This is a genomic window from Psychrobacillus sp. AK 1817 (assembly GCF_008807035.1).
Taxonomy (GTDB): Bacteria; Bacillota; Bacilli; order Bacillales_A; family Planococcaceae; genus Psychrobacillus; species Psychrobacillus faecigallinarum.
The window spans coordinates 2,087,264-2,099,900 of record NZ_CP031739.1 but is presented as its reverse complement, the minus strand read 5'-3'; the positions used below and the strand labels follow the sequence as shown (position 1 = coordinate 2,099,900).

Genomic DNA, 12,637 nt, shown 5'->3' with positions numbered 1-12,637 from the left:
ATTTATTTAACACTCCTTAAAAATATTTGTTTGCAATAGATGTAATATCAGAGTCGGTTGTTCCTTCTCCAATTGCAGAGAATTTCCACTCTTCTCCAGCGCGATACAGTTCACCTAGGAAAAGTGAAGTTTTTCCAGAATAATTGTCTGATAGATTATAGTGCACCAATTCTTGTTTTGTATCATTGTCTACTAAACGAATAAATGCATTTTTAATCAAGCCAAAGTCTTGTTTACGTTGTTTTGCTTGATAAATATTAACGACAAACAATAGCTTATGAACGGAACTTGGAACCGTTTTAAGGTTTACGTTGATAATTTCATCGTCTCCATCCCCAGCTCCGGTACGGTTGTCACCGGTATGTACGACGCTTCCATTATTAGAACTTTTGTTTCCGAAATATATTAATTGTTGTTTAGACGAGAGCTTATTATTTTCATTTAAAAGCAGAACAGAAGCATCGCAGTCTATTGCAGCACCACTAGAACCTCCACCAAAAAGACCTCCTAAAAACCCACCACTCTTTTGACTGACAGGATCCCAGCCGAGTCCTACCATTACACTCTTTAAGGAAGATCTTCCTTTAGTAAGGTCGATCTTTTGTCCCTTTACTAGATTAATAGCCATTAATAAACAAACCTCCCTAATTTCTGAATTTAATTAATTTTACGTAATTAACGTTGGAAAAGTTTCATTAAATGGTAATGTTTTTAACATTACCCATTCTTTTATATTTTAACGTGTTGTATCGAAAATTGGAAATTTTAAAACTATTGAGCTGATCTGCTAAAAATTTATTTAAAAAAACTTTGCTTTAGGCAAAGTTTTTTACTTACATTTATTGTTCCTGGTAGCTAATAGCTGCTAGCCCCAAAGTTTTAGCTGCTGTTAGCATCGCCTTCTCGTTAAAGTCAAACTTTGGACTATGATGAGGATATACATCTCCATTAGGCATCGCTCCAGTAAAGAAAAATGTTCCTGGGATCTGTTCAAGGTAGTATCCATAATCTTCGCCAATCATTAAAAGATCAGATTCTACTACTTCTTTAACATCAGGAATCTGTCTAGCTATTAAGGAAAGATATTCTGTTTCTTCTTTATGGTTAATAACTGGAGGGTAACCTCTTTCGTATGTGAGCGTATAAGTGCAGTCAGCTGTCATACAAGTGCCTTCCAACACACGTCGTAACTCATTTTCCATTAAGTCTCTTACAATAGGTGTAAATGTTCTTATGGTCCCACTCAATTTTACGGAATCGGCTATAATGTTAAATGCATTGTCGGCCACAAATGAGCCGACAGAAAGGACAGCAGACTCCGTGGGATTAACTCTTCTAGAGACTATTTGCTGTAAATTTACTACTAGCTGAGAAGCAACTAGGATGGCGTCTTTCGTATCATGCGGATTAGCACCGTGACCACCGCGACCTTGAATTTTAATGATAAAACGATCAGCTGCAGCCATGATAGGACCAGAACGGTAGGCGACCGTACCAAGAGGTGTTTGAGACCACAAATGTGTACCAAAAATCACATCTACATTTTTTAAACAACCAGCCTCAATCATTGGCTTCGCTCCACCTGGAGCATATTCCTCCGCATGTTGATGTATAAATACATATTCTCCGCTAAGTTCTTCCTTTATCTCATTGAGTGTACGGGCAAGTATAAGTAAAGCAGCAGTGTGTCCATCATGACCACAGGCATGCATTACACCTGGAACGGTAGATTTGTATGGAACATCCTTTTCATCTTGAATAGGTAGAGCGTCAAAGTCGGCCCGTAGAGCAATAGTCTTTCCAGTCTTTGAGCCTTTAACTCTTGCCACGACACCATTTCCACCGATATTGGCATCGAAAGGTATACCAAGCTGTAAATAAAATTCTTGAATATATTTAGCAGTTTGTACTTCTTGAAAGGATACCTCAGGATGCATATGTAAATACCTTCTAATCGTTACCATGTCGTCGTAGCTAGCTTCTAAGCTTTCCAATAGAACAGTATTCATAACAACACCTCTTTTATATTTTTTTTTGCATAGTAAATAGATAAGTAATAACGCTGCTAAAAGAAAATTTTTAACTATATTATCAGTTTAGAAAAGGTTAGAATTCTTCATCTCTAAAAATTATAACAGATTATAACTTGTATATTTTAAATTATTTAAATAATCTATTTTTTGTTTGGGTGTATATTGTGTAGATTAATTCACATCATACAACTGTAATAATTTATTGAAAAGGAGAAAATAAAATGATTAAAAAAATGAAAATATTAATTGCTATTCTTATAATCGGTTTTCTAACAGCCTGTGGAAATGATGATAAGAAGGATGACACAACAACCGATACAACGACAACAGATACAAACAAAGATGAGAATATGGATCCAAATGCAACTGTTGACACTGGTAATGACGGAGATATTGGAGATGAAAAAGGAAAAGATGTTTCCACTAATGGTGACCAAAAAGTTGATGTAGCAGATGATGTGGCAGCAAAAGTTGCGGAACTGGATGAAGTGGATGCGGCTCACGTATTAGTGACGGACACAAATGCGTATGTTGCAGTAAGGCTAAAGGACGGAGTGAAAGAGAGCGAGGATATAAAAACTCGTATTTCTGATAAAGCCAAAGAAGGTAAAGGTAATTTAACCTTTGAAAACGTATACGTTTCTTTAGATCCTGATTTTGTTGGTAAAATGGAAGAGTACGGAACAAAGATCAGAGAAGGTGAACCAGTAGAAGGGTTCTTTGATGAATTCCGTGATACAGTTGATCGTATATTTCCTGACGCACGTTAAGACAATAAAGAAAGGCGAAGAGTTTTATCTCTTCGCCTTTTCATTATTTTAAACCAATATTTGCTTTGACATCCACCTCGGCATATTTTTTCTGATCTGCCCTGGCACCAATCAAGGCACCTACAAATCCACCTAAAAAGCCGGCTGGTACTGAAATAATTGCGGGGTTAGTCAATGAGAAAAGAGCAGTGCCATGGAAAAGATGTGTGCCGTCTGTTCCCCATAGGTTTGGACTCAAAGAAACTAATACTAAAGCAGTTACCAGACCTGTAATAATCGCAGTCATAGCACCAGTAGTGTTAAATTTTTTCCAATAGATGGTGTAGATGATAACAGGTAAATTAGCACTCGCCGCAATACAGAAAGCAAGAGAAACTAGAAATGCTACGTTCATCGTCTGCGCACCTAAAGCTAGTATAATAGAAAGTACAGAAACTCCAACAGATGCAAGACGAGCGGCTTTCATTTGCTCTTTTTCTGTTGCTTTACCTTTTTTGATAATTTGTCCATAAATATCATGAGCAAATGCAGATGCCCCTGACAAAACAAGGCCTGCTACAACAGCAAGAATGGTTGCGAAGGCTACTGCAGACACGAAGGACATGAGAAAGTCTCCGCCAAGTGCTTTTGCTAGTAATGGCGCTGCCATGTTTCCTGCCGAGTTTGCTGCCATAATGTCACTAGCACCTACAAAATACGCAGCCCCGAAGCCTAAGAAAATAGTAAGCACATAGAAGATACCTACAATCCAAGTGGCATATACAACAGAAGAGCGAGCTGTCTTAGCATCTTTTACAGTGAAGAAGCGCATAAGGATATGCGGCAAGCCAGCAGTACCTAAAACTAAAGCAATCATCATAGAAATGGTATCCAAGCCATTCGTATATTTGACACCAGGATTTAAGTAATTTTCACCTTGCGCTGTAACCGTTTTCATTTCGGTGAACATTCCAAATATATTAAAGTTGAACTCCAATAATACTAAAAATGAAATGACAACCGTCCCAATCATTAACAGAACTGCTTTGATAATTTGTACCCAACTCGTAGCTGCCATTCCACCCCAAAGAACATAGATTGTCATCATAGTACCTACGATTAATACAGCAACCCAATAGTCAATGCCTAGTAATAATTGTATAAGTGCCCCTGCACCAACAAGCTGTGCAATCATATAAAACAAAACAATCGTAATTGTACTTATCGCTGCGGCCCCTCGAACTTTCTTTTGGTTGAAGCGTGCTGTAATCATATCTGCAAGCGTGTAGCGTCCAAGGTTTCGAAGTGGCTCGGCAACAATATAAAGAACTACTAAGTATGCTACTAAGTAACCTATACTGTAGAAGAAACCGTCAAATCCAAAGAGAGCAATAGCACCAGCGATCCCAAGAAACGATGCAGCGGAGAGGTAATCTCCAGCAATGGCTATACCGTTTTGCCAGCCAGTCAATCCTCCACCTGCTGTGTAAAATTCACTTGCAGAGTTTGTTCTTTTGGAGGCAATATATGTTACAAATAAGGTTAAAGCTACAATTCCTACAAAAAATATTAGACCAACTCCACTCATATTCATACATAGTCACCAGCCTTTTCTTTCTCAATTATTGCTTCAGCATCTTTATCAAATCCATTAGCTTTGCTCACGTAAATCATACATAAAGCCCAAGTCATTATGAACTGAGCGAGGGCAAACACCCAAACCCATGTAATATCTCCAATGGCTGGCTTATTCAATATCGTTGTATAAGAAGTCAGAATGGGTAAAGAAATATAAAATAGCAGAAAGAAAGCGGCGATAGGAATAATAAAGTTTCTTTTTTTCTTTTTTAAAGCTTTAAAATCCGGGCTTTGTGCGATAGCTTCATAGTTGTAAAGTGGTGGCTCAGTTCCACTTTTCTTCATTTTTTTAGAGTTTTTTTGAGGACTAGCAGGGTCTAATACACTTCCAGCTTTCTTTGGCATTTTCCTTCCTCCTATAACTTTATTAGTTTTCCGAATATTAAGTTAGAAAACTGTATATTTAATGATAGGGAAAAATAATCTAAATATCAATAAAAAATTCACAAAATTTACATTTTTCTAAAAATATATTTATATAATATTTAAAGCTTTAAATTTAATTGTTGCTCTAAAATTAGTTTATTAATTCCACCTTTCCTTGGAAAGGATTGAACCTCAGGTTATTGGGCATAGCGGTATTTTTGAGAAGGATTTATTTAAAATAATTTTTTACTAAAATGTTTATTTCTAAATATCACCAAATTAAATTGGTAAATGATAATTTAAGATTTCCTTAAAAAATGCTAACATATATAAGTTGGACTAAAAAAATAACCAAGGAGGTCTGTTCATGAGTAATGCTTCAACCCTAGAAAAAACAATGCGCTGCAACCTGATGATAACGAATAATGCTCGCAAAGGAATCCAGGAATGGTCAACTGATGAACATGACTTTTTTAATATACAAAGAGAGTTTCGTGTTTATATTGAGAAACGTCCAGTTAATAATCAAGGAAATATATCTATTACATTATATTTTGACAACATAGAGAATGTCGCACTTACAGAAAAACTTGGTGGAAAAGTAGCTGTAATGGACTGTGTGCTACAGAATAATGGTTTTTTGGCGACTGGATTCCATTTAAGAGGTGCTCGAGTTCCTATCCAAACGAATAGAAGACTACCGGTAAGCCTTACATTTGTCACCGGAAAAAATAATGGTGCAGGACTCCCTATACAACTACATACAAGAATAAGGGAGCTGCCTGTGGCAGAAGAACGCTCCGAATATGTTAAAAAGCGGATCTCGAGCTGGGAAGGCTATTTAAAAATACAGGAACGAAACGCCGATATTGCCGATATTACTGCTAGTTTTTCTAGAATTCAGTTTAATGAAGACTTTAGTAGAGTTTCTTTAATGGGCAGTGAAGTGAATGGGGACGAATGGAACAAAATAAAAGGTCTAAGTATTAGCTTTAAAGGTTATCAAAATGATATAGGTGATGTTCTAAAGGCAGACCGTGGCAAGAATATAATTGAGATAGAGCTAAGACCGAAATATAGAGAAATGGCAAGAAAAAATAGTTTACACCCTAAGATCAAGGAAGTGGTCTTTAGTAATTTTGCGACTTTAAGTCAAATACGTAGACTGCGAAAGGGTTTTGAAGACCTGCAAAATGGTTTGGCAGCAAATGCTAATCTTGAAAAAATTCTGTTTGAGGACCGCCCTACTATTAGGATTACAAATAAACAAAAGGAACTTGAATTTCATAACCGCCTAAATGAGTTTCAACAGGAAGCAGTTGTTGGGGCAATGTCAGCAGAGGATCTTTACGTGATACAAGGTCCTCCAGGGACGGGTAAAACAACAGTTATCTCCGAAATATGTCAGCAAAATGCTAAAGCAGGGCTTCGCACACTTGTAGCATCACAGTCCAACTTAGCAGTAGACAATGCTCTGAGTAGACTGCTTTCCAATAAAGAGATACGTATCTTGCGTTTTGGCCGAACGGAAAGTATAGAAGAGGAAGGGAAAAGATTTATAGAAGAAAATGTTGGCCAGTATTGGAAAGAGCAAACGCTAGCCACACTGAAGGCTGAACTAGAGAAACAAGCTTCTAAAGAGGAAACTCTAAAGCAACAACTAGCCGACATTTATTCAGAAGAGAAAAGTATTAAAGAAGAGCAACTACGCTTAGAGGAAGCTATCGAAAGAAAAGTCATAGCACAGGCTAAGCACGATGAACATAATAATGAAATAAGAAAGCTAAAAAAAGCATTGGTATTGTTAAAAAAGGAACGAGAAGAAATAGAGGCTTCCTTGCTACCTCTTCGTACTCGCTCGGAACAGCTGGCTGAAGAAATAGAAAAAATGGATAAATTCGTAGAAGAAAATCCAACTGCCCAAGAGGTAACTGAGCTAATAGGTCAGCTGACAAAAGAAATAGAAAATGCACATGAAAAAATCTTGTTTAAAGAGACAATGGATTCCTTACAGAGAACACAAAAAGAAATAGAAGAAACGAGAGAACAATATCACCTGCTCCATAAGAAATTGGGGGCTTTAGAAACTTTTAGGAAAGAAATTGAGACAATTCGTAAGGTTGATGAATTGAAAGAGAGAATAGAGCTTTGTGAAATTACACCTTCATCTCTTGTAAAACGACAGATAGAAGAACTAGATGTGTTGATTGAGAATATTAAATCTTCTGCGGATTGGCAAGATTTATATGCTCGATTGCGATCAGCAATCGAGTTTATCGAAAAACTGTTAAGAAAGTATAAGTTCCCTGTTGAAAATGTAAAAAATAATATGGGAAGAAGTGGAGTCGTATTTGATTCAACCTATACAGTGAAAGAGATTCATCAATTTATGAACCGACTGAAGCATATTATGACATCAGATGAGGATGAGCTTACTACTGAAAAATTAGCTATTTTACTTGAGGGCTTGTACGTTCGAGAAAAATACGTATTGAAGCAGCAAGCAAATGTACAATTTTCAAAAAACAATTCTATTTCTAAGTATCAAGCTATTAAAACACAAGTAGGTAGCGAATTGGACAATGCATTAATCATTCTACAAAAACAGACAAATACATTAATCGATATGGGATCAACTCAAAAGAATCGTCTTGCAATGTTAGAACAAAAAATTCAACAAACTTATAAAGATATAGAGATGTATGAAAATATTCCAATGTTAGCCATATTGAGTTCTAGCTTATCAGACATGGAGAAGAAGCGAGAAATACTTACCAGTACATTTGAAAAGATTTCATCCTATATGGAACAACTCGTTCATAAAAAGAGTGACTGGGAGAACATAAACACTCAAGTTATAGAGAAGGAAACAATTCTCCAAGAAAAAGAATTAGAAAGCAAGAAAGTGAATGCACAGGGCTTGGAGCAAGAAAGACATTTAAAGGCTTTGGATGAAATTATTCTACAAAATCCAGAAACGGCTTTAAAAAAATCTAAAGAAAAGATGGTAGAACTAGTCCAAGAGGCAGGAAAGCTTAAACAGCAATTGGATAGTCTGCCGGTTACACAAGCTCTTCAAGCCGAATGGTACTCCTTGCTACAGGATGCGAATGACCATGATTTAGAGGAAATCCGTAAATTATATGTCCGTCATGCAAATGTAATTGGTACAACTTGTGTAGCTTCGGCACGTAAGGAATTCATGGAAAACTACCCAACCTTCGATGTAGTGATTATTGACGAGGTTTCGAAAGCGACCCCGCCGGAATTGCTACTGCCTATGCTCAAGGGCAAGAAGATTATTCTAGTTGGCGACCATCATCAGCTACCACCACTTGTTGGGGAGGATACATTGGATGAGACTCTTCAGGCTATTTTGGAAGAGAGTGACAGCTTGGAAGAAAAAGAGGAATTGAAAAAGCTGTTGAAGGAGTCTCTATTCGAACGATTGTTCAAAAACCTGCCTAAAAGCAATAAAACCATGCTTGCCATTCAATATCGAATGCATGAGAGTATTATGGAAACTATTACTCCATTCTATGAAGAAGAAAATTACCGATTACAATGCGGTCTATCTGATTCAGATGCAATGCGCGATCATTTGCTGGATTCAAATATAGTTAAAAGAAAAGACCATCTTCTTTGGGTGGACATGCCTAATGAGAAGCGATACTTTGAAGAACGTATGAAAAACGGTAAGAGTCGCTTCAATCAGGCGGAGCTCGATTCCATTAGAAAAATTCTTATTGATTTGAATAAAGCAACAGAAACCGCTAAGCAAGAGGGAAAAATGGAGCAACATGAAAAGAAAAGCATTGGAGTCATTAGTTTTTATGGGGAACAGGTAAAAAGAATTGATCGTCTCATCCAACAGGAATTGAACTTAAAGCATTTAAATTTTAGAACAGGAACAGTCGATAAATTTCAAGGAATGGAAATGGACGTCATCATATTGAGTATGGTACGAAACAACCAAGATAAGAGTGGAGATATCGGGTTCGCCAACGATTACCGACGACTAAATGTAGCTTTATCAAGGGCTAGAGAGCTGTTAATCCTAGTAGGTAGTGTAGAAATGTTCACGAAACGGGCTAAACAAAAAAGCTCTAGAGAAATGTACGGCCGTCTGAAAAGAATTGTAAAAGAGAAGGAAGGCTTCCGTAATCCTGAAATGATCGATCAAGGGAGCCGAGTAGGAGTTAAATGATGCAATCATTACAAAATCGTTTAAAGCAGGAAATTCAACAGAATTCAAAACTAAAAATAATGGAATCTTTTCTATGGTGTGTTCCAATTCATACAATTGAGGTTGAGTACAAACGTATTAAGCGTACGAAGATGGATGTCCTGATGAAAATAATGCTGATTTCCTTTCAAAAGACAGATATCACATCTTCTATGCAGCTTAGTGAGCTATTACTTGTAGAGAATTTATTCATCGATGATTTAATAGATGTCATGAAGAAATCAGGTTTGATAGAGAAGGAAGAGGATTCTATTACTTTAACGAGCAAGGGAATCCAGCAGCTGGAACAGGGGATCTTTGAAGAAGAGCAGGAACCTGGCACACAAAATATCCTGTATAGTCCTAGCCACGAAGCTTTTTTAAAAGGAGAAATTAAGCCTGCTTCTGAGGGCGAGGAGCTGCTTGAAGTATATAGATATGCGAAAGAAGAAAAAAAGAAATTACTATTAGAAGATAGGTTGTTATTAGAAGCGGTTGAAGAATCTAAAGTTGAAGTGACAGAAGGAGACGCTCCGCTGATTATCATTTCCGAAATTATTACATCTTCTGAATTGTATATTGATGACATCCCATGCTTAGAATACATCGTTTATAACGAAAGTGATGACCTATTCTTTGCAAGAGTATGGAACACGCTTACGGATCGGTGGGATGAAGTTCTAGAAGAACAGTTAAATGAAAAAGAACGATTGAACTGGAGAAAAAAATATTTGAACTAAAGAGAGAAGCTCACCTTATGTGGTGGGCTTCTCTTTTTGAATCAATTTCATAATTTCTATTTATGTAAAAACGAACAATAGAAAAGTGAATAATGGTATCTATATATTTACAATGAATAAAGTATAATCGATTTCCACTTTAGGTGGACACCTTCTTCCGCGTGGTGAGCGATAAGCCATCATCGTCGCATTCGCGTCGTTTGCCTATGGTAAGGGATTTGCGAGATTAACTCACATAAAAATATTTTTTCACTTTATTTAGTTACCTTGTAATACTCATCTATAGGTATAAAAAGTCCGACTTTTCCATGCTCCTCGTGATTTAATGTAGCAAAAACTACACCAATTACTAGGCCATTTTCATTGAATACAGGACTTCCGCTATTACCTCTATAAACTGGTGCCTTCATCATCATGACCGGCACTTCCCAGTCAACTAATTGATAAGGTTCAATAAGCGTTCCTTCATTTGCAATACTTGTAAATCGAAGAGGGTTTCCAATGAATGTAATATGATCGTCTTTCTTAGCCGACATACTATCTGCCAAGTCTAAATATGGAAGACCAACTTCGTCAGGGATTTGTAAAACTGCTAAATCGATTTCAGGGAAAGTTTGGATAACTTCTGCTTTAAAACGGCCTGCCTCAGGGAAGCCAACTGTCACATTTTTATTTCCTTCTACTACATGATTATTTGTAATAATTTTTCCCTCACTTGAAACAGAAAAACCAGTACCTTTACTGTCATCTGTTAAAACAACTACAACAGCCTTTTTATCTGCCGAAACTTCATCTTGAGCTGAAAGGCGCGCAGATGTTTTTAAAAATTCAATTGCAGGAATGGAGTATATTTGAAAAATAAGACCAAAAGTATTCACGAATAATACAGCAGCCATTACGTAAAAGATCCATTTTGGAAAAGGACGCTTTCGAGTTGGATTATTTTTTTCTCTCGCAGCCTTTTGAAGAGCTTCGGCTTGAGCTTCTAAAACCAAGCGCTGCAATTCCTCATCATCTATGTCCTCTTCCCATTCTTCTCTTTTGCGACTATAAGGCATCTTTATTCACTTCCTCGCAACCAAGTATGTATTACCATTATACATAAATGTTAACTAAGCACATTTACTTAATTGGCAAGACTAGAAATTATTTCACTTGAAATTAAGGCAAAAGGGGTTTATTATATGACTATAAGCTGCATTGTTCGTATGAATATTAAGTTTTAACCTTTATGCTGTAACAGGGAGTTTTATATAGAGCCGGAATGACAAGCTTCGTTCTCTTTTTAGACAATGAAGACATGCATAGAAGGTTTCTGCGAACACCCACTTTGAGGAGTGGTGGTTTAAAACTTTCATATAAGATACGGCAAAGGCGGCTTTTACCATTAAAGTATAGTTTCAATAAAACTTTCTAGCCAAGCATCTTCCCTTTTAAGGGAAGGTGCTTTTTTGTATAGAAATGTTTTTTAGGATTTTCTCATAAATCATATGGCATAACCCCATTTGCTTGTCGGGGCAGACATAGGCGCTTGCGCTTTTCTTTATAAAATAATTTTTAGAAATTTTTAGAAAGATTTCATGTAAGGAACCATTTGTAATACTCCTTTGGGTTCTGTCATGTATTTATTATCTCTTTAACACTATTCTGAAATAGCTTTGACATCTTTAAGTGTTATGCTAGGAGTCGTTAGTGAAAAGGAGGAAATTCATTTTATGAAAAAACACATTGTAGCACTAACAGCTATAGCAGCACTATCAGTAGGGACAGCAGGACAAGCTTTTGCATCAAGTGTCCATACGGTAGAAAAAGGCGATACACTTTGGTCCATTTCACAAGATAATAATGTTAGTGTGGAAAATTTACAAGCATGGAACGATCTCGATACAACACTTATATACCCAGCTCAACAATTAAAATTAGGGGAATCCACTGATACTTATACAGTTGTTTCAGGGGACACTATCTCTGGAATTGCCAGCAAACATGAGATGAGTGTGACTGAACTAATGACTAGTAACCAGCTAATAGACGATTTAATATATCCTGGAGACAAGTTAGTTGTTAGTGCAGGCAAAGTACAATCACAGGTAAGTGCAGCTCAAAGTCCTGCAAGCAGCAACTCAAACACTACTAATTCAAGTAAACCAGCGGCTTCAACCTCTACTAGTTCAAGTAAACCAGTGGCTTCAACGTCTACTAGTTCAAGTAAACCAGTGGCGTCAACCTCTGAAAAAGAGATAACAGTAACTTCTACTGCATATACTGCTTCCTGTAAAGGGTGTTCCGGAATTACTTCCACTGGAATCGATTTAAATGCCAATCCAAATCAAAAGGTTATTTCAGTTGATCCTTCTGTTATTCCTTTAGGTTCAAAAGTTTGGGTTGAAGGCTATGGAGAGGCTATTGCTGGGGACACTGGTGGAGCTATTAAAGGAAATACAATTGATATATATATGCCTTCCTATGAAGATGCTATTAATTGGGGACGCAAGACAGTTACAGTAAAAATATTAAAATAAAACTTTTCTGATTAATAAAAAGGCCTATAGTCGTTTTGGACAAAAAAATGGATGTTATAGGCAGTCACTAATGAAAAAATCGTTATATCATTCATAATTTTTACATTGAAAATCTCAATATTTTTTTATCTTTAATATTTTGGTTTCTATGTAAATAACTAGCGGTTTAAAAATTCACCTAGAGGTGTATAATACCGATATGAGAAACAGTTAATCACTGAAGAAGATCTCCCTTCGTTTTTCTCATCTGGTTTCCATAAGTGAAATCGGGCCCCACTGTTGAAGAAGTGGGGCTATTTTTTTGCGTAAATTTATTTTACAAAAATAGCATCTTATTCTTAATAATACATAGAAAAATGGGAAT

9 protein-coding genes and 1 other RNA gene are annotated in these 12,637 nt (G+C 36.6%); 5 read left to right on the top strand and 5 right to left on the bottom strand.

From position 1 onward, the window contains the following. Positions 1-16 precede the first annotated feature (16 nt). Both D0S48_RS10385 and D0S48_RS10380 read right to left on the bottom strand, forming a co-directional pair. On the bottom strand, positions 17-628 hold the full coding sequence (locus D0S48_RS10385) for a TerD family protein (RefSeq protein WP_144538493.1): 612 nt from the start codon (positions 626-628) through the stop codon (positions 17-19). 211 nt (positions 629-839) lie between these two features. Further along, a complete protein-coding gene (locus D0S48_RS10380) occupies positions 840-2,009 on the bottom strand; it encodes a M20 family metallopeptidase (protein WP_151111539.1) in 1,170 nt (389 codons plus the stop codon). 245 nt (positions 2,010-2,254) lie between these two features. Here D0S48_RS10380 and D0S48_RS10375 point away from each other — a divergent pair, with 245 nt between their 5' ends. Continuing rightward, a complete protein-coding gene (locus D0S48_RS10375) occupies positions 2,255-2,803 on the top strand; it encodes a YhcN/YlaJ family sporulation lipoprotein (protein ID WP_144538495.1) in 549 nt (182 codons plus the stop codon). Between the two features lie 43 nt (positions 2,804-2,846). Here D0S48_RS10375 and D0S48_RS10370 read toward each other — a convergent pair whose 3' ends face one another. Together D0S48_RS10370 and D0S48_RS10365 are read right to left on the bottom strand one after the other, a co-directional pair. Then, positions 2,847-4,370 (bottom strand): solute symporter family protein, encoded by a 1,524-nt coding sequence (locus D0S48_RS10370; protein WP_144538588.1) that lies wholly within the window; start codon positions 4,368-4,370, stop codon positions 2,847-2,849. Between the two features lie 2 nt (positions 4,371-4,372). Continuing rightward, positions 4,373-4,705: a DUF485 domain-containing protein gene (locus D0S48_RS10365; protein WP_144538589.1), complete on the bottom strand. Its 333-nt coding sequence runs from the start codon at positions 4,703-4,705 to the stop codon at positions 4,373-4,375. A gap of 448 nt (positions 4,706-5,153) precedes the next feature. Here D0S48_RS10365 and D0S48_RS10360 point away from each other — a divergent pair, with 448 nt between their 5' ends. Both D0S48_RS10360 and D0S48_RS10355 read left to right on the top strand, forming a co-directional pair. Next, on the top strand, positions 5,154-8,993 hold the full coding sequence (locus D0S48_RS10360; RefSeq protein ID WP_151111538.1) for an AAA domain-containing protein: 3,840 nt from the start codon (positions 5,154-5,156) through the stop codon (positions 8,991-8,993). Further along, entirely contained in the window at positions 8,993-9,751 is a 759-nt protein-coding gene (locus tag D0S48_RS10355) for a hypothetical protein (RefSeq protein WP_144538497.1), read from the top strand. Before D0S48_RS10360 ends, D0S48_RS10355 begins: the two co-directional genes overlap by 1 nt. Before the next feature lie 254 nt (positions 9,752-10,005). On the opposite strand, the gene D0S48_RS10350 is transcribed toward D0S48_RS10355, so the two are convergent. Then, positions 10,006-10,809 (bottom strand): S1C family serine protease, encoded by an 804-nt coding sequence (locus tag D0S48_RS10350; protein WP_144538498.1) that lies wholly within the window; start codon positions 10,807-10,809, stop codon positions 10,006-10,008. Between the two features lie 131 nt (positions 10,810-10,940). Between D0S48_RS10350 and ssrS the strand changes: the two genes are divergently transcribed. Further along, positions 10,941-11,136: non-coding RNA, 6S RNA (ssrS, locus tag D0S48_RS10345), on the top strand. Positions 11,137-11,466: 330 nt separating this feature from the next. Then, positions 11,467-12,273, top strand: a complete 807-nt coding sequence (locus tag D0S48_RS10340) for a 3D domain-containing protein (RefSeq protein WP_144538499.1) — start codon at positions 11,467-11,469, stop codon at positions 12,271-12,273. Positions 12,274-12,637: the final 364 nt, after the last annotated feature.

Excerpts from the sequence above, each read along its gene's own strand:
- D0S48_RS10385 (WP_144538493.1), bottom strand. The coding sequence starts at position 628 with ATGGCTATTAATCTAGTAAAGGGACAAAAGATCGACCTTACTAAAGGA.
- D0S48_RS10380 (WP_151111539.1), bottom strand. The coding sequence starts at position 2,009 with ATGAATACTGTTCTATTGGAAAGCTTAGAAGCTAGCTACGACGACATG.
- D0S48_RS10375 (WP_144538495.1), top strand. The coding sequence starts at position 2,255 with ATGATTAAAAAAATGAAAATATTAATTGCTATTCTTATAATCGGTTTT.
- D0S48_RS10370 (WP_144538588.1), bottom strand. The coding sequence starts at position 4,370 with ATGAGTGGAGTTGGTCTAATATTTTTTGTAGGAATTGTAGCTTTAACC.
- D0S48_RS10365 (WP_144538589.1), bottom strand. The coding sequence starts at position 4,705 with ATGAAGAAAAGTGGAACTGAGCCACCACTTTACAACTATGAAGCTATC.
- D0S48_RS10360 (WP_151111538.1), top strand. The coding sequence starts at position 5,154 with ATGAGTAATGCTTCAACCCTAGAAAAAACAATGCGCTGCAACCTGATG.
- D0S48_RS10355 (WP_144538497.1), top strand. The coding sequence starts at position 8,993 with ATGCAATCATTACAAAATCGTTTAAAGCAGGAAATTCAACAGAATTCA.
- D0S48_RS10350 (WP_144538498.1), bottom strand. The coding sequence starts at position 10,809 with ATGCCTTATAGTCGCAAAAGAGAAGAATGGGAAGAGGACATAGATGAT.
- D0S48_RS10340 (WP_144538499.1), top strand. The coding sequence starts at position 11,467 with ATGAAAAAACACATTGTAGCACTAACAGCTATAGCAGCACTATCAGTA.